The following is a 21347-nucleotide window of genomic DNA, read 5'->3' as shown; positions in this document are numbered from 1 at the left end:
CGCATGGCTGACATCGTCGAGGTCCTCGGCGTCTATGACGCGGACGGCGGCGTGCGCGGCGAGGTGTCCTACGTCGTCGGTCACCTGCTCGGCCGCGTCGAGTGCGCATTGTGCGACGTCACCCACTCGCTGGTGCGTCGCAAGTCCCGGTGGGACGCCATGGTCTCGCGGCTGCCCGTCCCGGTGCGCCTCGTGCACCGCAACGAGGTGACCGCTGCCGAACGCACCGCGTGGTCGGACGTCGGGCTTCCCGTCGTGCTCGCAGCCACGCCGATCGGCGGGCACCACGTGCTGCTGGACCGAGCCGACCTCGCGGCCCTCGATGGCTCGGTCGAGGCGTTCGACGCGGCCCTGCGTGACGCCCTCGTCGCGGCCACCGACGCCCCATGAGCTCCCTGCGGCCCGTCCCCGACGTGCCCGGCCCCGGTCAGGAGTCGGTCTGGGACTACCCCCGACCGCCTCGCGTCGAGGCGACCGGGGAGACCGTCGAGGTCCGGCTGGGCGGCGAGGTCGTCGCCCGCTCGACCCGGGCCCTGCGCGTCCTCGAGACGAGCCACCCGCCGACCTACTACGTGCCGGTCGCGGACTTCGCCGCCGGAGCCCTGCGGCCGGTCGCCGGGTCGAGCTGGTGCGAGTTCAAGGGCGTCGCGGCCTACTTCGACGTCGTCGCCGGTCCCGTCACCGCGGCTCGCGCGGGCTGGACGTACCCACGCCCGACACCCGGCTTCGAGGCGCTCGTCGACCACGTCGCGGTCATGCCCGGCGAGGTGGACGAGTGCACGGTCGACGGTGAGGTCGTGCTCGCCCAGGAGGGCGGCTTCTACGGCGGGTGGGTCACGAGCCGCGTCGTCGGCCCGTTCAAGGGCGGACCCGGCACCCGAGGCTGGTGACCGAGCCCCCAGCCTGTGCTCCCCATGGGCGAAGGTTGGGGGTCCGCACCCGCCGTATGCCGTCCGCGCCAGCCGGCGCGGGCCGCCCGGTCAGGTGTTCTGCGGGAACCCCAGCTCGATCCCGCCGTGGCTGGGGTCGAGCCAGCGCGAGGTGACGACCTTGCCGCGGGTGAAGAAGTGCACGCCCTCCATGCCGTGGGCGTGGCTGTCGCCGAAGAGCGAGTTCTTCCAGCCTCCGAACGAGTAGTACGACACCGGCACGGGGATCGGCACGTTGATCCCGACCATGCCCACCTCGACCTCGTGCTGGAAGCGGCGCGCGGCACCACCGTCGTTGGTGAAGATGGCCGTGCCGTTGCCGTAGGGGTTGGCGTTGATGAGCGCGAGGCCCTCGTCGTAGGACTGGACCCGCAGCACCGACAGCACCGGACCGAAGATCTCGTCCCGGTAGATCGACATCTCGGGTGAGACCTTGTCGAAGAGCGTCGGCGCGAGGAAGTAGCCGTCACCGTCGGCGTCGAAGTCCGCCTCGCGCCCGTCGACGACGAGCTCCGCGCCCGCCTCGACACCCGCGTCGAGGTAGGACGTCACCTTGTCGCGGTGCTGCGAGGTGACGAGCGGCCCCATGTCGGTGCCCCGCGTCCCGTCGCCGGTGACGAGCTTGCCCACCCGGTCCTTGATCTTCTCGATGAGCTCGTCGGCGATCGGCTCGACCGCCAGCAGGGCGGAGATCGCCATGCAGCGCTCGCCCGCCGAGCCGAAGCCGGCGTTGACGGCGGCGTCCGCGGCGAGGTCGAGGTCGGCGTCGGGGAGCACGAGCATGTGGTTCTTCGCGCCACCCAGGGCCTGGACGCGCTTGCCGTGGGCCGTGCCGGTCTCGTAGACGTAGCGGGCGATCGGCGTGGACCCGACGAACGACACGGCCTTGACGTCGGGGTGGGTGAGCAGCGCGTCGACGGCCTCCTTGTCGCCGTGGACGACGTTCATCACGCCGTCGGGCAGCCCGGCCTCGCGCCACAGCTCGGCGACGGCGACCGCGGCGGAGGGGTCCTTCTCGCTCGGCTTGAGGATGACCGCGTTGCCGCAGGCGATCGCCACGGGGACGAACCACAGCGGCACCATGGCCGGGAAGTTGAACGGCGAGATCACCGCGACGACGCCGATCGACTGGCGGATCGAGTAGACGTCGACCTTGGTCGACGCGTTCTCGGTGAAGCCGCCCTTGAGCAGGTGGGGGATGCCGCAGGCGAACTCGGCGACCTCGAGGCCACGGGTCACCTCACCGAGGGCGTCGGAGAGGACCTTGCCGTGCTCGGCGGTGATGAGCGCGGCGATGTCCTCCTTGCGCTCGTTGAGCAGCTCGCGGAAGCGGAAGAGCACCTGGGTGCGCTTGGCGAGCGAGGAGCTCCCCCAGCCCGAGGCCCAGGCCTCCTTGGCGACGGCGACAGCCTCGCCGACGAGCTCGGCGGAGGCGAGGTCGAGGTCGGCGCTCTGCTGACCCGTCGCGGGGTTGAATACCGGGCTGGTGCGGGCGGCGGTGCCGTCCCAGGACTGGCCACCGAACAGGTGGGTGATGCGGGTGGGCGTGCTCACGGCAGGCTCCTTCGTGCTGGAAGTGACTCTAGGACAACGTATCTGGACTGACGAGGTGGACATCGACGCGCTCACCGGAGGCGAGCGAGGCCATGCCGGCGGTGGACACGGCGGTGGCGGCGTACCCGTCCCAGGTGGACGCGCCGACGGCCTCGCCGCCCAGTGCCGAGTCGACCCAGGCCTGCACCTCGATGTCGTATGCCGTCGCGAACCTCGTGCGGTAGTCCGCCGGGACGCTGCCGCCCCACCGTCCACCCCCGACCGCGACGGAGGTGGAGTAGAGCCCGGTGGACGGACGGCCGATGACGAGCGAGCCGCGCTCGGCGACCGCCTCGCACCTGACCTCGTAGCGGACCTGGCTGTTGACGAACACCTCGTTGGTGACGAGTCCGCCACCGGCCATCGTGAAGATCGCGACCTGCGGGTCGACGACCCCCTCGGCCGCGTGGGACGTGGGGGCGGGCGACATCACCTGGATCGCGACGACCTCCTCACCGAAGAGGAAGCGCGCGACGTCGACCTCGTGGACGAGGCTGTCGCGCACGATCATCTCCGAGCGGAAGTCGGTGCTGGGGACCGAGGCGTTGCGGTGCACGTTGTGCAGCAGCAGCGTCCGGCCGAGCGAGCCGCCGGCGAGGACCGACCGCACCTGGGCGTACTCCGGGTCGAAGCGCCGCATGAAACCCACCTGCACGAGTCGGCGGCCGACCTCCCGCTCGGCACGGACGAGCCGCAGCGAGGACTCCGAGTCCATGGTCAGGGGCTTCTCGCAGAGCACCGGCTTCCCCGCCGCGAGACAGGCGAGGACCTGTTCCTCGTGGACGAAGCCCGGTGAGGCGATGACGACCGCGTCGACGTCGTCCGCGGCGATGAGCTCCAGCGCGTCGGCGCCCGAGCGCACGCCGTCCCAGCGGGTGGCGAGCTCCTTGGCCCGGACCTCGTCGGGGTCGGCGACGGCGACGAGCCGGGCACGCGCGGTGCGACGGGCCAGCCGTTCGGCGTGGTCGGCGCCCATGATGCCGACGCCGATGACGCCGATGCGGAGGTCGTCGGTCATGGCTGCTCCCCCGGGGTCACGTGGCTGCGCTGGTCTCGCTTGTGCTCGACGTAACCGGCGTGAGCCGACTGGGTCGAGGAGAGGGTGCTCTCCTGCGCGACCGGCACGTCCCACCAGCTCGCACTGTCCGGGGCGAAGACGCGCGGATCGGTCTCGACGTGGATGACGACCGGACCGCCGTCGGAGGGCCACGCCTTGGCCGCGGCGATGGCCTCGGCGAGCTCGTCCCGGGAGTGGACCTCGATGACGTGGGCACCGAGGCTGCGCGCGTTGGCGGCGAGGTCGACGGGCAGCACGTCACCCTCGAGCCGGTGGGACGCGGCGTCTCGCATCCGGTACGCCGTGCCGAACCGCTGCGACCCGAGGCCCTCGGAGAGCGAGCCGATCGAGTGGAAGCCGTGGTTCTGCACGAGGACGACGATGACCTTGACGCGCTCCTGCACCGCGGTGACGAGCTCGGTCGGCATCATGAGCCAGCCGCCGTCTCCGACCATGGCGAAGACGTCGCGTGTCGGGTCGGCGAGCCGGATCCCGATCGAGGCCGGCACCTCGTAGCCCATGCAGGAGTAGCCGTACTCGACGTGGTAGCCCTTCCGGTCGCGCACGCGCCACAGCTTGTGCAGGTCGCCGGGCATGGAGCCGGCCGCGCAGAGGACGACGTCGCGCGGGTCGCTCAGGTCGTTGACCGCGCCGATGACGCTCGCCTGGGTGAGCAGCCCGTCGGCGAGCCGGTCGGTGACCGAGGACGGCGGGTCGTATGCCGTGTCGACCTGCGCGTCCCACTCACCCCAGAGCGTGGCCTGGTGATCGCGGTAGTCCTGCGGGACCGACCATCCGGCCAGCGCCCCGGTGAGGGCGGTCAGTGCCTCCCGGGCGTCCGCGACCACCCCGACACCGGACTGCTTCCCGGCGTCGAACCCGGCGACGTTGATGTTGACGAAGCGCACCCCGTCGTGGGCGAACGCCGTCCGCGAGGCGGTGGTGAAGTCCCCCCAGCGCGTCCCGATGCCGATGACGACGTCGGCCTCGGCGGCGACGGCGTTGGCGGCGGTGGTGCCGGTGGAGCCGATCGCCCCGAGCAGCCGGTCGTGGCCGTGCAGCAACGATCCCTTGCCGGCCTGCGTCTCGACCACCGGGACGCCGGTCGCCTCGGCGAATGCCGCCAGGGCGTCCTCGGCTCCCGAGTAGTGCACGCCACCACCGGCCACGACGAGCGGTCGGCGGGCCGAGCGGATGACCTCGGCGGCGGCGGCGATGCGCGACGCCTCGGGCACGGGGCGGGCCACGTGCCAGACCCGCGCGTCGAAGAGCTCGACCGGCCAGTCGAAGGCCTCCGCCTGGACGTCCTGCGGCAGCGACAGCGTCACCGCACCCGTCTCGGCCGGGTCGGTGAGGACGCGCATCGCCGAGAGCAGCGCCGACGGGAGCTGCTCGGGCCGCACGACCTCGTCGAAGAAGCGGGACAGCGGACGGAAGGCGTCGTTGACGGTGACGTCACCGGCATACGGTGCCTCGAGCTCCTGGAGCACCGGGGCCGAGACGCGCGTCGCGAAGGTGCCCGAGGGCAGGAGCAGGACGGGGATCCGGTTGATCGTCGCGAGGGCCGCGCCGGTGAGCATGTTGGTGGAGCCGGGTCCGACCGAGGCGGTGCACACCCACGTCTGGAGCCGGTCCTTCTGCTTGGCGTAGCCGACGGCGGTGTGCACCATCGCCTGCTCGTTGCGCGCGAGGACGTAGGGCAGGTCGGCAACCCGGCCGGACTCGCTGGCGGCCAGCTCCTCCTGGAGGAGCGCCTGGCCGATGCCGGCGACGTTCCCGTGCCCGAAGATGCCGAGGCAGCCGGCGAAGAGGCGTTGCCGCTCGCCGTCGCGCTCGGACCACTGCTGGCCGAGGAAGCGGATCGTGGCCTGGGCCACCGTGAGCCGCACGGTCTCACTCATCGTCGGCACCTCCGTCGTGGGTGAAGGGGAGTCTGGGGTCCACCGCGTCGTCGGCCCAACCCTCGCGCACCCAGGCGTGGGCCGGGTCGTCGCGGATGAGCCAGGCCCGTTCGGCCCCGGGCCCGGCCATGACGTTGAGGTAGTAGAGGTCGGCGTCGGGGGCGGCCATCGCCGGGCCGTGCCAGCCGTGCGGGACGAGGACGACGTCGCCGGTGCGGACCTCGGCGAGCACGTCGATCGGGCGCTCGTCGGTGCCGTAGACGCGCTGGTAGCCCACCGGGTCCGTACCGCGCGGGTCGGTCGAGCGGACCTCGAAGTAGTAGATCTCCTCGAGCTCGGACTCCACCCCGGGCCGGTCCTCGTCGTGCTTGTGCGGCGGCCACGAGCTCCAGTTGCCGGCCGGGGTGATGACCTCGCACACCAGAATGGCATCCGCGTGCAGGGTTGGAGGCAGGCCGAACGCCCGCACCTCACGGCTCGCGATCCCGGCACCTCGCAGCTCCGGCTGGGCGTCCTCGGCGGCGATCCGCCTGGGCTCCCGGTCGGTCGTCCCGCGGGCACCACACAGAGCCACGCGCGAGCCGGCTCCGTTGTCGCGCAGCGTCATCGTGCGACCACGGGGGACGTATGCCGTGTCGCTCGGTCCCTCGAAGACGCTCACCCGGCCCTCGAGCCGGATCGGCTCGGAACCGGAGATCTCGATCGTCACCGACCCGGCCAGGGGCACGACCACGAGCTCCTCGTCGGCAGTGGCGTGCGTGATGGAGCCGCCGGACGGGAGCTCGGCGACCCGCAGGGACGTGTGCTGCCAGCCGTCGACGGCGTCGGTGACCGACACGGTGAAGTCACCGTCCGCTGCCGCGCCGAAGGCGTGGTGCCAGCGGGCGTTGTCGTCGCCCCGGCTCACCGCGCACCCCCGTGGACGAGCCCGGAGGCGATGTCGACCGCGGCGGCGACGTCGCCGTCGGGCGGGTAGAGCAGGGCCCGGCCGACGACGAGCCCGGTCACGGAGGGGAGGGTGAGCGCGTCGGACCACGCGGCATACGTGTCGTGCGGGTCGCCCTGCGGGTCCCCGCCGAGGAGCAGGGTCGGCAGCGTCGTCGCATCCATGACCCGGGCCAGGTCGTCCACCACGGGGAGCTTGAGCCAGGTGTGCGCGCTGCTGGCCCCGAGCCCGCTCGCGATCGCGATCGACAGGATCGTCGAGTCGGGGTCGAGGAGGTTGCGCACGCGGCCGTCCTCGACGACGGACATGAACGGCTCGACCATCGCCATGATCTCGTGGGCCGCGAGGTCGGTGACGGCGCGGGCGCTCGCCTCGAGGGTCGCGGCGGTGCCGGGGTCGCCGAGGCAGATGCGGGTGAGCATCTTCCCGCCGTCGAGGCCGCGGGCCGCGAGCTCGTCGGCGGTCCACCCGGTGAAGCGGTCGTCGAGCTCGAACACGGCGCCCTGGAGACCGCCTCGGTTCATCGAGCCGATGGCCACCTTGTCGTCGAGCGCCCCCAGGAGGAGCAGGTCGTCGAGGATGTCGGCGGTGCCGAGGACGCCGTCGACGCCGGGCCGGGCCAGGGCCGTGACGAGCCGGTCGAGCAGCTCGCTGCGGCTCGCCATGGCACCGGCGTCGCCGCGCACCCCGAGGGCGCCGCGGGCGGGGTGGTCGGCGGCGACGAGGAGCATGCGTCCGTCGTCGGCCACGAGCGCGCGACGCCGGCGCTCGGCCCACGCCTTGGCGATGCGACCCGGCTCGGTGGTGCGGATGCGCGAGATCTCGGCGAGGTCCATCAGCTCCTCCCCTTGAGGGCGGTCTCGACCTCGTCGGTCGTGGGCATGGCCGTCGAGCACTCGAGCCGGCCGGCGACGATGGCGCCGGCGACGTTCGCGAACTCGACGAGGCGGCGCAGGTCCCAGCCGGAGAGCAGCCCGTGGACGAGGGCCCCACCGAAGGCGTCGCCCGCGCCGAGACCGTTGACGACGTCGACCGGGAACGGTGCCACCTCGACACGCTCGTCCCGGGTCGCGGCGAGCACGCCCTTGGGACCCTGCTTGACGACGGCGAGGTCGAGCCCGCGCTCCAGCAGGGCGTCCGCGGCGCGGTGCGGGTCGGTCTCGCCGACGGCGACCTCGCACTCCTCGCGGTTGCCGACGGCGACGGTCACGTGCTCGAGCGCCTTGCCGACCTGCTCGCGCGCCTCGGCGGGGTCCGCCCAGAACATCGGCCGGTAGTCGAGGTCGAGGACGGTGTGCTCCCGACGTGCCCGGGCCTCCCAGGCCGCGAAGTGCGCCGAGCGGGAGGGCTCCTGGGACAGGCCGGTCACGGTCGACCAGTGGATGCGTGCCTCCCGGATGTCGTCGAGCGGCATCTCGGAGGCCTCGATGAGCAGGTCGGGGGCCGCGGGGTAGCGGTAGAAGTAGAGCGGGAAGTTGTCCGGCGGGAACACCTCGCAGAACGTCACCGGGGTGGGCGGTCCCGGGTCCTGCGTGATCGCGGTGATGTGGACCGGGTCGACGCCGAGGCGCTCGGCCTCGAGCCGGACGTAGCGGCCGAAGGCGTCCCGCCCGACCCGGGTGACGAGGCTGACGCGACGCCCGTGCCGGGCCGCGGCGACGGCGACGTTGGTGGCGCTGCCGCCAAGGAACTTCTCGAAGGTCCTGACCTCCTCGAGGCCCACCCCGTGCTGCAGCGGGTAGATGTCGACCCCGGTCCTGCCGACGGCGACGAGGTCGTAGGCCGGCCCACGCAGGGCGTCGGACGCGCGCTCACCCATGGTGGCGCCCCTCCAGCCGCTCCGCGACCTCGGTGATGTGGGCGATGGAGGTGCGCACGTCGGCCGCGGGGTCGACACCCGTCTGTGCGGGCGACCCGGCGAGGATCGTGTCCTGCTCGAGGACGTACCACCCGGCATACCCGTTGTCCTCGAGCGACTCGACGATCGCCGCGACGTCGACGTCGCCCTCCCCGAGCGGGACGTACATCCCCGCGGTGACCCCCTCGGTGTAGGTCAGCTCGCCGGAGCGGACCCGCTCGGCGACGTCGAGGCGGACGTCCTTGAGGTGGACGTGGCCGATCCGCTCCGGGTGGTTGCGGGCGACGGCGACCGGGTCGCCTCCGCCGATGAGCAGGTGGCCGGTGTCGAGGCAGAGCCCGATGCGTGACCCGGCGAGCACGCGCTCGGTCTCCTCGCCGGACTCGACGATGGTGCCGACGTGGGGGTGGAGGGTCGCGGTGAGCCCGTGCGCCTCGGCCGTCGCGGTGACGAGGTCGAGGTTCTGCAGGAGGGTGTCCCACTCGCTGTCGCTGAGCACCGGCCGGGCGTCGTAGCCCTCGACGCCCGTGGCCGCGGCGACGACGACCGTCGTCGCGCCGGCGACGGTGAGGGCCTCGATCGCCGACTCGACCTCGGGCACCGGGTCGTGGTCGGGGTCGTGGAGGACGACGGGGACGAACTGGCCGACGGCCCTGAGGTGCGCGGCCGCGAGCGCGTCTGCCTTCTCGACCGGCTCGTCGGGGAGGAAGCCGTCGGGACCGAACTCGGTCGCGACGATGCCGACCTCGCGCATCTGGCCGAGGACGGTGTCGACGTCGAGCTGGTGGCCCCAGCCCGGGACCTCGCAGACACCCCAGGAGATGGGGGCACCGGCGATCCGTTCGGCGATCGGCGGACGCACGGTCGTGGTGGGGGCGGACGGGGTCGACGGGGTCGTCATGCGATGGCCTTCGCGGTCGAGGGGGCGTCGGGGATCTCGGACATGGACACGGGGCGGCGCTGCGCACGGGAGTGCTCGCAGGCCTCGGCGGTGCGGAAGGCCTGGAGGGCGTCGCGGACGGTGCAGGGGCTCGCGGTGAGCCCAGCCGCCACGTCGAGGAAGGCGGTCAGCTCGGCCCGGTAGGCCGGGAGGAAGCGCTCCATGAAGCTGGCGTGGGCGGGCCCGGTCGGGAAGTCGACGCCCTGCTCGGCCGAGCGCAGCGCGAGGGAGTGGTCGAGCCCCACGGCGATGGCACCGTCCGATCCCATGACCTCCATCCGCACGTCGTGGCCGCCGCCGCTGTAGCGGGTGGCGGTGGCCGTGACGAGGGTGCCGTCGTCGAGGGTGAGGATCGCGGCGGCGGTGTCGACGTCCCCGGCGGCGGAGAAGAAGTCGGCGCCCTTGTTCTCGCCCGTGGCGTACACGGTCGCGACCTCGCGGCCGGTGACGAACCGGACGATGTCGAAGTCGTGGACCGAGCAGTCGCGGAAGATGCCGCCGCTCGTCGGGATGTAGGCGGCGTGCGGGGGCGCCTGGTCGTGGGTCTGGGCGCGGATGGCGTGGACGGTGCCGAGCTCACCGGACGCGACGGCGTCCCGGGCCCGGCGGTAGCCGACGTCGAAGCGTCGCTGGAAGCCGATGTGGACGGCGGTGTCGCCCGACTCCGCGAGCTCGGTGAGGGCGATGGTCTCGTCGAGCGTCGCGGCTACCGGCTTCTCGCAGAACGTCGGTATGCCGGCCGCGAGCGCCCGGCGGAGCAGCGGGGCGTGGCCGGGGGTGGCCGTCGCGATGACGAACGCGTCGATGCCCGAGGCGAGGAGGGTCTCGATGTCCGGGGCGAAGGACAACCCCTGGTCGGCGGCGACCTTCTCGGCGAGGGCGGCATCGAGGTCGGCCACGACGAGCTCGTCGACCGCGTCCAGGCCCGCGAGGGTGCTCGCATGGAACGCTCCGATGCGGCCCACGCCGGCCAGTCCGATCCTCATGACGAGAACTGTTCCGCGTGGGCTGGCCTCGTGTCAACCTTTGTTAGGACATTTGGCCATTTGGACGTCGGTATCGCTACTCTGCCGGTCATGGCAGCGCGAGAGGTGGACGTGAGCATCGACCGGAGCTCTCCGGTCCCGCTCTACCACCAGCTGTCCGAGCAGCTGTGCGCGGCGATCAGCGACGGCCGCCTGCAACCGGGCGACCCGTTCGAGAACGAGGTCGCGCTCGCGGGGCGGCTCTCGCTCTCCCGGCCGACCGTGCGCAGGGCGATCCAGGAGATGGTCGACAAGGGCCTGCTCGTGCGGCGCCGCGGGTTGGGGACGACCGTCGCGAACCGCAAGGTGCACCGTCGGGTGGCGCTGAGCAGCCTCTACGACGACCTCGCCCGCGAGGGGCGGGCGCCGCGGACAGTGCTGCTCGAGCACGAGATCGTCACCGACGACGCCGCTGCGGCGGCCCTGGACCTCGACCCGCAGACGCCGCTGCTGGCGATCGTCCGGCTGCGGCTGGCCGGTGACGCGCCGCTGGCGGTCATGCGGAACTGGCTGCCGCCGGCATACGGGGACATCACGCGCGAGGAGCTGGAGTCGACCGGCCTGTACGCCGCGCTGCGCACCCGGGGCGTCCACGCCGTCGTCGCGCACCAGTCGATCTCGGCCCGGATGCCGACGCCCGCCGAGCGCAAGCACCTGCGGATCCGCGGGACCCAGCCGGTGCTGGCGATGACCCGGATGGCCTTCGACGGCGCCGGGACCGCCGTCGAGTACGGCGACCACAGCTACCGGGCCGAGGACTACACCATCGACCTCATGGTCGACGAGCGCTGACCCGGGCGTCCACAGGTCCGAGCGCAGTCGGGCCCCGTCCACAGCGCCACGACTGCTGCTGGCGCCCCGGCCCGCGGTCGGATGGGCTGGCCGGGTGGATCGGTACGGGCCAGGCGGGACGGGAATGGACGGTGAGGCCGTCGGAGCCATGATGCGGCTCGGCCGGCGACGGCTGGGGCTGAGCCAGCGGGCGCTGGCCGACGCTCTCTGCTGGGACCGGGCGAAAGTGGGGCGGTGGGAGAGCGGGCGGGTGCCCGACGGCTTCGACGAGGTCGTCTCGGTGGCGAGGATGCTCGGGTTCGAGATGGTGCTTCGGGACCTCGAGCCTGACCGCTGGGCCGCGTGGGACGAGCCGGCGGAGCACGTCCTCGACCGGGGGGACCGGCGGTTCCCGGCCCACCTCGAGCTGTGCGCCGAGAACGCCGGGTCGACCTGGAACTGGACCCGGCACCGCGGTGAGCCGTCCCCGAACGCCTCCCTGACCTCCTTCCGGCGCCAGACGGTGGTCGAAGGGCTGGCGGAGATGCGACGAGCACACGACGGGGACGCCCGGGAAGGTCGGGGAGGGGACGAGGGTCCGGAGACCCCCGAGCCCTCCTGAGGCGGGGCGGTCGCGGTGGCGGTCGCGGTCGCGGTCGGGGTGGCGGTCACGGCTGCGGCTGCGGCTGCGGCTGCGGCTGCGGCTGCGCCGCACACCTTCCCTGCCGGCGCTGTGCACTGCTGCCCCCCAACCGCAGCAATGCACATCCTCCCCGCCCACACAGTGCACTGCTGCCGCCCAGCGCAGCACCGCACACCCTCCCCCGCCCCAGACTGTGCACTGCTGCCGCCAGGCGCAGCGGTGCAGACCCTCCGCCCGGGACTGTGCACTGCTGCGGCCCGGCGCAGCAGTGCACAGGGGGAACGGGGAAGGATCGTGGGTCCCCAAGCCCGTGCGGCCCCGTGCCGCCTCCCCACCCGCGTCACCCCAGCCGAACGCCCCGACCCCCGAGGAGGACACTCGACCCCATGGACGCCACCGAACTCCGCGCCCGCCAGGCGCCGCTCAAGGAGCAGTACCGCAGCGACCCCGAGTCCGCCCTCACCCCGGTCGGAGCGCGCGCCGACTGGCGCGGCTCCGGCGTGACGACGAGCGTCGACACGTGGTCCGGTCGCACCCGCGCCGGCCTGCACGAGGCGACCGGCGGCGACGGTGACGACGCCTGCTCCGCGGACATGCTGCTCGAGGCCGTCCTCGCCTGCGCCGGCGTGACGATGCGCGCGGTCGCGACGTCCATGGGGTTGGCCGTCAGCGCCGCCGACCTCTCCGCGGAGGCGGAGTTCGACGCACGGGGCACGCTCGGCGTCGACCGCAGGGCTCCCGTCGGCATCCTCGGCCTGACGATCACCGCCAGCCTCGCCACCGACGCCACCGACGACGAGCTCGCGAAGCTCGCCGTGGCCACCGAGCGCTACTGCGTCGTGGGGCAGAGCCTCGCGCACCCCCCGACCATCCGCATCCGTCGCCGCTCGGCGGAATGACGCGCGTCCGGAGCACCCAGCCGCCCCTCGTACCCTTGAGGACGTGAGCGAGACCCCCGGCGACACCACCACCGCGACGATGACGGCCCCTGACTCGGAGCTGTCCGAGCAGCAGCGCATCCGACGCGAGAAGCGCGAGCGCCTGCTGGACGCCGGCACACCGGCATACCCGGTGTGGGTCGAGCGGACCCACGGCCTCGCCGAGGTGCGCGAGCAGTGGGGCCACCTCGAGACCGGGCAGGAGACCGACGACGTCGTCTCCGTGGCCGGCCGCGTCGTCTTCGTCCGCAACACCGGCAAGCTCGCCTTCGCCACCCTCCAGGAGGGCGAGGGCATCCGCCTCCAGGTCATGCTCAGCCTCGCCGAGGTGGGCGAGGACTCCCTCGCGGCCTGGAAGTCCGACGTCGACCTCGGCGACCACGTCGCCGTCACCGGCCGCGTCATCAGCAGCCGCCGGGGCGAGCTGTCCGTCATGGCGACCAGCTGGAGCATGGCGAGCAAGGCCCTGCGCCCGATGCCGGTCCTGCACAAGGAGCTCTCCGAGGAGAGCCGGGTGCGCCAGCGCTACGCCGACCTCATCGTGCGCCAGGAGGCGCGCGACATGGTCCGCACCAAGGCGCGCATCCTCAGCGCCATGCGCCGGGAGCTCGAACGCCAGGGCTACCTCGAGGTCGAGACCCCGATCCTGCAGCTCATCCACGGCGGCGCGGCGGCCCGGCCCTTCCGGACCCACCTCAACGCGTTCGACCAGGAGATGACGCTGCGCATCGCCCTCGAGCTCAACCTCAAGAAGGCCGTCGTCGGGGGGATCGACCGCGTCTACGAGATGGGACGCATCTTCCGCAACGAGGGGGTCGACGCCACCCACTCCCCCGAGTTCACGATGCTCGAGGCCTACCAGGCGTGGGGCGACCAGACCACCATCGCCCGGCTCATCCAGGACCTCTACCTCGCGGCGGCGGACGTCCATGGTTCCCGCCGGGTCGAGACCCCACAGGGCACGATCGACCTTGACGGCGACTGGCGCTGGCTACCCGTGCACGAGGCCGTCAGCGAGGCGGTCGGCGAGAGCGTCACCATCGACACCGACGCCCACACGCTGCGAACCCTCGCGGCGAAGCACGACGTCTCGGTCGACCCCACGTGGGAGCGCGACAAGGTCTTCCTCGAGATCCTCGGTGAGCTCGTCGAGCCCACGCTCCTCCAGCCGACCTTCCTCTGCGACTACCCCGCGAGCGCCCAACCACTCGCGCGTCCGCACCGCAGCGAGCCGGGCCTCATCGAGGCGTGGGACCTCGTCATCGGCGGCGTCGAGCGAGGCACCGGGTTCTCCGAGCTCATCGACCCCGTCATCCAGCGCCGGGTCCTCACCGAGCAGTCGTCCCGGGCCGCCGGCGGCGACCCGGAGGCGATGCAGCTCGACGAGGACTTCCTTCGCGCACTCGAGTACGGCGCCCCGCCCATGGGTGGCCTCGGCCTCGGCGTCGACCGGCTCGTCATGCTCTTCACGGGCGCGAACATTCGCGAGACCATTCTCTTTCCCCACCTCAAGCCGGAGGCATGATCATGTGGGACTCGATTTGGCCATATCTGGCCGCCATCCTGCCCACGATTGTCGTGGCCATCCTCTTCTATTTGCTCATGAAGAGCATCCTCGAGGGTGACCGGCGCGAACGAATCGCACAAAGCCAGTGGGAATCCGAGAACGAATCCTCGGAGGACAACTCGCACTGATAGTCTCCTTTTCGTCATATTCGACGTGTGAAGGGAATTGTCAGATGGCACAGCGTGTCCAGGTGCTGCTCGTCGATGACATCGACAACAGCGATGCAGACGAAACGGTGACGTTCGCCCTCGACGGCGTCACGTACGAGATCGACCTCAACGCGGCCAACGCCGCCAAGCTCCGTGACGAGTTCGCCACGTGGGTCGGGCACGCCCGCCGCTCCGGCGGCCGCAAGGCCTCGGGTCGCGCGAGCAGCGGCAGTGGTGGCGGGACACGGCGCAAGGACGTCTCCGCCGTTCGCGAATGGGCCCGTCAGAACGGTCACGACGTGAGCGAGCGCGGGCGAATTCCGGCAGCCGTGCAAGAGGCCTACGACAAGGCCAACCACTGAGCCCACCGGGTCTCCACGAGGCGGCGGCTCCCGATCCGGGGGCCGTCGCCTCGCTCATGTCACATCACCACGGATATCTGTCCTTTGTCGGTGGAAAACACCTTTCCATGCCCCTGACCAGCGCATTTGGCTTTGCCGAGCAGTGGCAGGACGCACTCACCGCTTCCCACAGCCGCCTGTATGCCGTCCCGTCACCTCCGCAGGTCGCCGCCGCATTCGTCCTCCAGCACCTCCTGAGCATTCCCGCGCAGGTGTCCGCATTCGCCGCCCTCAGCGGTCCGTGGCAGATCGACCTCGGCACCCTCGAGGACGCGAGCATCTCCTGCGACCTCGCGCCCGGCCTCTACCCGCAACGCCTGGGCTTCCTCTCCGTGCAGGCGGCGGCGCCCGAGGTGGAGGAGCGCATCGCGGGTGCGCGGACGGCATACCGAGATCTGGCGACGGCGATCGCGCACGGCTACCCGTCGCCGGTGAAGATCTCCAGCCAGCAGCGCTTCGGGATGGTCGAGGACCTGTGGGAGATGGCGCTGCGCGAGGCGCGGGCCTCCGTCGAGCGCCTGGCCGCCCCCGCGGTGGAGCGTCGGTCGTGCTGCTTCATCTACGCGCTGCCCGGCGCCCACGAGTGTGCCGGGTGCCCGCGCGCCCTCACGACCGGCTGAGCTGCGCCCACCGCGGCCTCGGTCAGAGCAGGTCGGCGATGAGGTCGCCGTGCGTGTCGAGCCGCTCGAGCATGTCGTCGAACATCACCTGCTCGAAGGTCTTGCCCGCAGCGCCCGCCTCCACCTCGTCCCACGTCCGGGGGGCGGCGACGCAGGGCAGCTCGCGACCTCGCAGCGAGTAGGGGCTGATCGTCGTCTTGGCGGCGACGTTCTGGCTCCAGTCGAGGAAGATCTTGCCCGGCCGCAGCGACTTGGTCATCTTCCACAGGACGAGGTCCGGGTGCTTCTTCGTCATCTCCTGGGCGAGCTGCTGCGCGAGGTCGCGCACCTGGTCGCTCGTGAGGTCGCCGCCGAGCGAGGCGTACAGCTGCATGCCCTTGCTGCCCGACGTCACCGGGTGGAGGGTGAGCCCGAGCGAGTCGAGCCGGTCGCGCAGGAGCAGCGCGACCTGGGCGCACTCCCTGAGGCCGGCCGGGCTGCCCGGGTCGAGGTCGACGACGAGCCGGTTGGGGTTCTCGACCTCGCCGGCCTCGGTGACGGTCCACTGCGGCACGTGGACCTCGAGCGAGTTGAGGTTGACGAGGTAGGTGAGGTCGGCGAGGTCTGCGACGAGCGGGTAGGTCACGTCGTCGACCCTGACCCGCGGCAGCCAGGACGGCGCCCCGCTCGGGAGGTTCTTCTCGAAGAAGCTCTGGTCAGCCACGCCGTGGGGCCACCGCACCCGCGTCACCGGGCGGGCGGCGAGGTGCGGCAACAGGATCGGTCCGACGGTGGCGAAGTAGTTGAGCACCTCGGCCTTGGTCGTCTCGGTCGACGGGTACATGACCTTGCTCAGGCTCGAGAGCTTGAGCGTGCGCCCCTCGACCTCGACGCGGGTGATCTCCTGGACGTACTTCTCAGCCATCGCTCACCTCGTGCAGGTCGTCGGGCGTCAGGTCGGTGCGGAGCCCGAGGTATGCCGGCTGGCGCAGCTTCCCGGTCGAGCCGCGTCCCAGCGACTGCACCTCGACGACGACCCGGGGCTCGACCCAGGTCGCGCCGGCCGCGTCCTCGCGGGGGACGTCGGTGGAGAACGGGGAGCGGTCGCGCCGCGACGACGCGAGCAGCGCGCCGAGCCGGGCTCCGGCGGTGCCCGCCAGCCCCGCTCCGACGCGGCCGGCATACGCCCATCCACCTCGACCGTCAGGGGTGCCGACGAGCACAGCGCCCATCCGGTTCGTCGTCCCGGTCTCGGGACGCCACCCCCCGACGACGACCGACAGGGTGGCCCGGTGCGGGGACTTGCGCCAGTCCGCGGACCGGCGCCCCGCTGCATACGGGGACGACCGCCGCTTGCTCACGATGCCCTCGAGCCCCTGGTCACGCGTGGCCTCGTAGAGCTCCGCCCCGTCCTCGTAGACGGGTGGCACCTGCCACGCCGAGCTGTCCAGCTCGAGGCGTTCGAGGAGCTCGCGGCGGGACGACCACGGCTGGCCGGTGAGGTCGGAGCCGAACAGCCGCAGCAGGTCGAAGGCCATGAACGTCACCGGACGGGTCGACGCGAGCCGTGCCGCCCTGCGCGGCGACGAGACGTGCATCCGCTCGGCGAGGGCTGCGAAGGAGGGCAGCCCCCCGTCGAGGGCGACGACCTCCCCGTCGAGGAGCAGGTCGTCGTAGGTCTCGGCGAGCCCCTGCAGCTCGGGGAAGCTCACCGAGACGTCGCGCCCGGTGCGGCTCGACAGGACGAGACGCCCGTCGCGCACGTCGGCAAGCACGCGCATGCCGTCCCACTTCACCTCGTGCACCCACTCAGGCCCGGAGGGGATGCCGTCCGCGACGGAGGCGAGCATGGGCTGCATGCGGCCATCCTGACCTACCCCACACTCTCGCGGGTGTTGGATGACCCTCATGGGGACGTCGCCGGGGTCCGAGCACCGGGGCAACCTGCGGTGGGCCCTGCTCCTCGCCGGGGCGGTGCTCGCGCTGTGGTTCGTCGGCCTGCCCGTCCTGGGCGGAGTGGTGCGCGACGACCGCCCGGACCGGGCGATGTTCGCTCTCGCCGCTGTGACCATCCTCCTGGCTCCGGTCGCGCTGGTCTGGGTCGTCGGCGAGGCACACCTGCGGTGGTCCCCGCGCGCACGCGGTGCCCGTGGGGTGGTCGGCTGGACCCTGGCGCTGGCCTGCCTCGGGCTGCTGCTCTGGCTCGCACCCCCGGCCCTCTACCTCCTGGTCTCGTCCCTGGCTGTCGTCTTCGGCTGATCGGGACCACCCCTGTGGCGTGAGCACGCGGCATACAGTGGATCCATGCGTGCGATCTGGAAGGGTGCGGTGTCGTTCGGGCTGGTCAACGTGCCCGTACGGCTCTACTCGGCGACGGAGAACCATGACGTGCAGTTCCGTCAGGTGCACCGGGAGGACGGCGGCCGCATCAAGTACAAGAGGACGTGCAGCATCGACGGCGAGGAGGTGGCCTACGACGACATCGCCAAGGGCTACGAGACCGAGGACGGCGACATGGTCATCCTCACCGACGAGGACTTCAAGGACCTGCCGAGCAAGTCGTCCAAGGAGATCAACGTCGAGAAGTTCGTGCCGACGGAGCAGATCGACCCCATGCTCCTCGACAAGAGCTACTACCTCGAGCCCGACAAGACCGCGACCAAGCCCTACGTCCTGCTGCGCGAGGCCCTCGAGTCCGAGGGCCGGATGGCCGTGGTCACCGTCTCGATCCGCACCCGGATGACGATGGCCGTCCTGCGGGTGCGCGACGGCGTCATCGTCATGCAGACGATGCTCTGGCCAGACGAGATCCGCCAACCCGACTTCGCCCACGTCGAGGAGGCCGGGGAGGCCACCGACAAGGAGATGGCGATGGCCAAGCTCCTCATCGAGCAGCTCGCGGGCGACTTCGAGGCCGACGACTACGAGGACGACTACGCGATCGCACTCCAGGAGCTCGTCCGCGCCAAGGTCGAGGGCGGCGAGGTCCGGGCCCCGGCGGCCAGGGCCGAGGAGTCCGGCGAGGTCGTCGACCTGCTCGCTGCGCTGGCGAAGTCGGTCGAGAAGGCCAAGGCGTCACGGGGCGAGGCCCCGTCGGCCCCGTCGGCCTCGTCGACCGCTACGTCCGAGCCGGCGAAGGCGCCGACCAAGAAGGCCGCCGCGAAGAAGTCCGCGACCGCGAAGACCGCGAAGACCGCGAAGACCGCGAAGGCCGCGACCAGGAAGACGACCGCGAAGAAGGCGACGAAGAAGGCCTCCTGACCCGCCGTCAGGCGTTCTCGCGACGGAACGTCGCGGTGCCCCACCACAGCGACAGGACGAAGAGCACCGCCGCCCACGCGGTGCCGTAGAGCATCGGGTCACGGGCGAAGTCCCCGGAGAAGGACGTGCGCACTCCGTCGGTCACCCACTTGAACGGCATCCAGTCCGAGACGCTCTGGAGCCACTGCGGTCCCAGCGTCATCGGCAGCAGGATGCCGGAGAGCAGGAGCACCGGCATCATCACCATGTTGATGACCGGCGCCATGACGTCCTCGGACTTCGTCGTGAGGGCCAGGGCGTTCGACGCGGCCGCGCACGCGCCACCGACGAGCAGCGTGAGCAGGACCCCGAAGACGATGCCCCTGGCCGAGCCGGTCATCCCCAGCAGGTAGCCGAGGCCGACGAGGATCCCGGCCTGGACGAGCAGCTGGAGCAGGTCACGCACCAGCCGCCCGACGAGCAGGGCCGTCCGGCTGGCGGGGGTGACCCGTTCGGCCTCGATGACGCCCTCCCGCCACTCGCCGATGAGGCTGAAGCCGGCGAAGAACGCGCCGAAGATGCCGAGCTGGACGAGCATGCCGGGCACGAAGAAGGTGTACTCGTTCTCGACGCCGAGCTGGCCGATGAGCGGCTTGAGCAGGGGTCCGAAGAGGAAGAGGTACATGACCGGCTGCAGCATGCCGATGATGACCCACGCGGGGTTGCGCAGGTTCATCCGCAGCTGGCGGCGGAAGACGATGAAGGACTCGCGAAGGAACTGCATCACTGCTCCTGTCGGACGAGGGCGGGCGTGGCGGGTGGGGCCGGCTCGCCCGGGCCGGCGCCGTCGGTGGTCGTCTCCTGGGCGTCCCGCAGCGAGCGCCCGGTGAGGGTGAGGAAGACGTCGTCCAGCGTCGGGCGGTGCACCTCGATCGACTCGAGGGTGATGTCGGCGCGGGACAGGTCGGCGAGCAGCCCGGGAACCGCCCGGCCGGCCTGCGCGACGCGGGCGCGGACGTGGAAGCCGTCGACCTCGACGGCCTCGGCGCCGCCGCGACCCGGCTCCGCCATGGACCCGAGCCGCCGGGCGGCGCTGGTGACGTCGCCGGCGCTGGCCAGCTCGAGGTCCACGAGGTCCCCGGAGATGTTGGCCTTGAGGTTCTCGGCGCTGTCCGAGGCGACGATCCGGCCGTGGTCGATGATGACGATCCGGTCGCTGAGGTGGTCGGCCTCGTCGAGGTAGTGGGTCGTGAGGAAGACCGTCGCACCCCGGCGGCGCCGCAGGTCGGCGATGTGCTCCCAGAGGTTGGCGCGCGCCTGCGGGTCGAGCCCGGTCGTGGGCTCGTCGAGGAAGACGAGCGTCGGGTCGTGGATGAGGCCCATGGCGATGTCGAGCCGGCGCCGCTGGCCCCCGGACATGTTCTTGGGCATCCGGGTCCAGAGCCCGTCGAGGTCGAGCTGCTCGAACAGCTCCTTGCCCCGCCGGGTCGCGTCCGCGCCGCGCATCCCGTAGAGCATCCCGTGGTCGACGACCTCGTCACCGGCGCGGGCGGAGCTGAAGGCGCCCCCGGTCTGCGAGACGTAGCCGATGCTCCGGCGGACCTGCTCGGACTGCGTGACCACGTCGAACCCAGCGACGGTCGCCGTGCCCTCCGTGGGCCGCAGCAGGGTGGTGAGCATGCGCAACGTGGTCGTCTTGCCGGCGCCGTTGGGGCCGAGGAAGCCGACCACCTCACCCTCGGCGACGTCGAGGTCGACGCCGTCGACGGCCCGCACCTCGGTCTTCTTCCTACCCTCGCGCGACCGGAAGGTCTGCACGAGTCCTCGTGCCTGGATCATCGGTGCTCCTCGCCTCGACGAGTTGGTCTGACAGCACCTTCGAGACTAGGACCGCGCACCGACAACGGTCACCGGTGCGGCGATGATGGGCGCATGCCCGAAGGCCACACCCTCTTCGCCCTCGCCCGCGACCTCGACACCGCCTTCCGCGGCACCAGCCCGGAGGTCTCCAGCCCGCAGGGCAAGTTCGCCGGGGGGGCCGCGCTCCTGTCCGGCCACGAGGTGGTCGAGGCGACCTCCTGGGGCAAGCACCTCTTCGTCGAGTTCGCCGGTGACCGCGTCCTCTGGGTGCACCTCGGCCTCATCGGCACCTTCACCATCGACACGACCTCGTATGCCGGTGAGCTTCCGGTCGTCGGGCAGGTCCGGTGCCGCTTCGCGACCGACGACCACGTGGCCGACCTGCGCGGCCCGATGGTGTGCGACGTCGTCACCCCCGAGAAGGTCGACGAGGTCCTCGCCCGCCTGGGCCCGGACCCCCTGCGGCCGGCCGACCCCCGCTCCGACCCCGACCTCGCGTGGGCCCGGATCCAGCGCTCGAGCAAGCCCATCGCCGAGCTGCTCATGGACCAGGCGGTCCTGGCAGGCGTCGGGAACGTCTACCGCTCCGAGGTCCTCTTCCGGCTCCGGGTCCACCCGTTCCGCCCGGGCAACAAGCTGCAGCGCAGGACGTGGCGGGCCATCTGGGCCGACCTCGTCGCCCTGCTCCCGCTCGGCGTGGCCACGAGCAAGATCGTCACCGTCCACGAGCAGGTCGACGAGGTGGCGCGGGCGCTCGAGGCGGGCGAGGAGGTGCGGCTCACCTCGCGCGACTCCTACGTCTACAAGAGGCAGGGCGAGGCCTGCCACGTGTGCGGCTCGAGGATCCGCACGCAGGTGGTCGCCGGCCGCAACCTCTTCTGGTGCGGCAACTGCCAACGTCGCGGCTGACCCCCGCCCCCCGGCCCCCCC

Annotated in this window: 24 protein-coding genes; 12 read left to right on the top strand and 12 right to left on the bottom strand. The window is 71.9% G+C overall.

The genetic code is table 11. The features are described 5' to 3' along the window. Nucleotides 1–3: 3 nt before the first annotated feature. Both N801_RS08405 and N801_RS08400 read left to right on the top strand, forming a co-directional pair. On the top strand, nt 4–390 hold the full coding sequence (locus N801_RS08405) for a hypothetical protein (RefSeq protein ID WP_035936206.1): 387 nt from the start codon (nt 4–6) through the stop codon (nt 388–390). Further along, nucleotides 387–890 carry a DUF427 domain-containing protein gene (locus tag N801_RS08400; protein WP_035936203.1) on the top strand — a complete coding sequence of 168 codons (504 nt, stop codon included), beginning with the start codon at nt 387–389 and terminating at the stop codon, nt 888–890. Before N801_RS08405 ends, N801_RS08400 begins: the two co-directional genes overlap by 4 nt. 90 nt (nt 891–980) lie before the next feature. Here N801_RS08400 and N801_RS08395 read toward each other — a convergent pair whose 3' ends face one another. From N801_RS08395 to N801_RS08360, 8 genes are read right to left on the bottom strand one after another with little or no spacing between them, the layout of a single operon-like run. Next, nucleotides 981–2483 carry a CoA-acylating methylmalonate-semialdehyde dehydrogenase gene (locus N801_RS08395; RefSeq protein ID WP_035936201.1) on the bottom strand — a complete coding sequence of 501 codons (1503 nt, stop codon included), beginning with the start codon at nt 2481–2483 and terminating at the stop codon, nt 981–983. 28 nt (nt 2484–2511) lie between these two features. Continuing rightward, nucleotides 2512–3540, bottom strand: a complete 1029-nt coding sequence (locus N801_RS08390) for a Gfo/Idh/MocA family protein (protein ID WP_035936198.1) — start codon at nt 3538–3540, stop codon at nt 2512–2514. Further along, a complete protein-coding gene (gene iolD, locus N801_RS08385) occupies nt 3537–5480 on the bottom strand; it encodes a 3D-(3,5/4)-trihydroxycyclohexane-1,2-dione acylhydrolase (decyclizing) (protein ID WP_052112771.1) in 1944 nt (647 codons plus the stop codon). The genes N801_RS08390 and iolD overlap by 4 nt, the downstream gene beginning before the upstream one ends. After that, nucleotides 5473–6387, bottom strand: a complete 915-nt coding sequence (iolB, locus tag N801_RS08380; protein ID WP_035936196.1) for a 5-deoxy-glucuronate isomerase — start codon at nt 6385–6387, stop codon at nt 5473–5475. Before iolB ends, iolD begins: the two co-directional genes overlap by 8 nt. Continuing rightward, entirely contained in the window at nt 6384–7262 is an 879-nt protein-coding gene (locus N801_RS08375; protein WP_035936193.1) for a Cgl0159 family (beta/alpha)8-fold protein, read from the bottom strand. The genes iolB and N801_RS08375 overlap by 4 nt, the downstream gene beginning before the upstream one ends. Next, nucleotides 7262–8245 (bottom strand): 5-dehydro-2-deoxygluconokinase, encoded by a 984-nt coding sequence (iolC, locus tag N801_RS08370; RefSeq protein WP_035936190.1) that lies wholly within the window; start codon nt 8243–8245, stop codon nt 7262–7264. Before iolC ends, N801_RS08375 begins: the two co-directional genes overlap by 1 nt. After that, nucleotides 8238–9185 carry a TIM barrel protein gene (locus N801_RS08365; protein WP_052112770.1) on the bottom strand — a complete coding sequence of 316 codons (948 nt, stop codon included), beginning with the start codon at nt 9183–9185 and terminating at the stop codon, nt 8238–8240. The genes iolC and N801_RS08365 overlap by 8 nt, the downstream gene beginning before the upstream one ends. After that, entirely contained in the window at nt 9182–10210 is a 1029-nt protein-coding gene (locus N801_RS08360; RefSeq protein WP_035936188.1) for a Gfo/Idh/MocA family protein, read from the bottom strand. Before N801_RS08360 ends, N801_RS08365 begins: the two co-directional genes overlap by 4 nt. Nucleotides 10211–10300: 90 nt before the next feature. Here N801_RS08360 and N801_RS08355 point away from each other — a divergent pair, with 90 nt between their 5' ends. The 7 genes from N801_RS08355 (at nt 10301) to N801_RS08325 (ending at nt 15338) form a co-directional block, all read left to right on the top strand. Continuing rightward, nucleotides 10301–11041 (top strand): GntR family transcriptional regulator, encoded by a 741-nt coding sequence (locus N801_RS08355; RefSeq protein ID WP_035936185.1) that lies wholly within the window; start codon nt 10301–10303, stop codon nt 11039–11041. 148 nt (nt 11042–11189) lie between these two features. Beyond that, on the top strand, nt 11190–11642 hold the full coding sequence (locus N801_RS08350) for a helix-turn-helix domain-containing protein (protein ID WP_169744230.1): 453 nt from the start codon (nt 11190–11192) through the stop codon (nt 11640–11642). Nucleotides 11643–12049: 407 nt separating this feature from the next. Then, entirely contained in the window at nt 12050–12562 is a 513-nt protein-coding gene (locus N801_RS08345; RefSeq protein ID WP_035936180.1) for an OsmC family protein, read from the top strand. A gap of 79 nt (nt 12563–12641) precedes the next feature. Then, complete coding sequence (gene lysS, locus N801_RS08340; protein ID WP_035936315.1) at nt 12642–14126, top strand: lysine--tRNA ligase; 1485 nt, start codon at nt 12642–12644, stop codon at nt 14124–14126. Next, entirely contained in the window at nt 14123–14296 is a 174-nt protein-coding gene (locus N801_RS08335) for a lysyl-tRNA synthetase (protein ID WP_084108520.1), read from the top strand. The genes lysS and N801_RS08335 overlap by 4 nt, the downstream gene beginning before the upstream one ends. Before the next feature lie 44 nt (nt 14297–14340). Next, complete coding sequence (locus N801_RS08330; protein WP_035936176.1) at nt 14341–14679, top strand: histone-like nucleoid-structuring protein Lsr2; 339 nt, start codon at nt 14341–14343, stop codon at nt 14677–14679. 107 nt (nt 14680–14786) lie between these two features. Then, entirely contained in the window at nt 14787–15338 is a 552-nt protein-coding gene (locus N801_RS08325; protein WP_035936173.1) for a (2Fe-2S)-binding protein, read from the top strand. A gap of 22 nt (nt 15339–15360) precedes the next feature. On the opposite strand, the gene ligD (N801_RS08320) is transcribed toward N801_RS08325, so the two are convergent. Together ligD (N801_RS08320) and ligD (N801_RS08315) are read right to left on the bottom strand one after the other, a co-directional pair. Then, a complete protein-coding gene (gene ligD, locus N801_RS08320; RefSeq protein WP_035936170.1) occupies nt 15361–16242 on the bottom strand; it encodes a non-homologous end-joining DNA ligase in 882 nt (293 codons plus the stop codon). Continuing rightward, nucleotides 16235–17176 carry a non-homologous end-joining DNA ligase gene (gene ligD, locus N801_RS08315; protein WP_035936167.1) on the bottom strand — a complete coding sequence of 314 codons (942 nt, stop codon included), beginning with the start codon at nt 17174–17176 and terminating at the stop codon, nt 16235–16237. The genes ligD (N801_RS08320) and ligD (N801_RS08315) overlap by 8 nt, the downstream gene beginning before the upstream one ends. 49 nt (nt 17177–17225) lie before the next feature. Between ligD (N801_RS08315) and N801_RS08310 the strand changes: the two genes are divergently transcribed. Both N801_RS08310 and ku read left to right on the top strand, forming a co-directional pair. Then, nucleotides 17226–17576 (top strand): hypothetical protein, encoded by a 351-nt coding sequence (locus N801_RS08310; RefSeq protein ID WP_156996625.1) that lies wholly within the window; start codon nt 17226–17228, stop codon nt 17574–17576. Between the two features lie 45 nt (nt 17577–17621). Then, entirely contained in the window at nt 17622–18578 is a 957-nt protein-coding gene (gene ku / locus N801_RS08305) for a non-homologous end joining protein Ku (RefSeq protein WP_035936160.1), read from the top strand. Between the two features lie 7 nt (nt 18579–18585). Here the strand turns inward: ku and N801_RS08300 are convergent, their stop codons facing one another. Both N801_RS08300 and N801_RS08295 read right to left on the bottom strand, forming a co-directional pair. Further along, the gene (locus tag N801_RS08300; RefSeq protein WP_035936157.1) at nt 18586–19341 is read right to left on the bottom strand and encodes an ABC transporter permease; all 756 of its coding nucleotides are present in this window, start codon (nt 19339–19341) and stop codon (nt 18586–18588) included. Then, on the bottom strand, nt 19341–20396 hold the full coding sequence (locus tag N801_RS08295; protein ID WP_035936154.1) for a daunorubicin resistance protein DrrA family ABC transporter ATP-binding protein: 1056 nt from the start codon (nt 20394–20396) through the stop codon (nt 19341–19343). The genes N801_RS08300 and N801_RS08295 overlap by 1 nt, the downstream gene beginning before the upstream one ends. A gap of 93 nt (nt 20397–20489) precedes the next feature. Between N801_RS08295 and N801_RS08290 the strand changes: the two genes are divergently transcribed. Beyond that, complete coding sequence (locus tag N801_RS08290; RefSeq protein WP_035936151.1) at nt 20490–21326, top strand: Fpg/Nei family DNA glycosylase; 837 nt, start codon at nt 20490–20492, stop codon at nt 21324–21326. Nucleotides 21327–21347 lie beyond the last annotated feature (21 nt).

The organism is Knoellia aerolata DSM 18566, from assembly GCF_000768695.1.
Classification (GTDB): domain Bacteria; phylum Actinomycetota; class Actinomycetes; order Actinomycetales; family Dermatophilaceae; genus Knoellia; species Knoellia aerolata.
The sequence above is the reverse complement of the archived record's forward strand: the minus strand, read 5'-3'. Positions and strand labels throughout refer to the sequence as shown.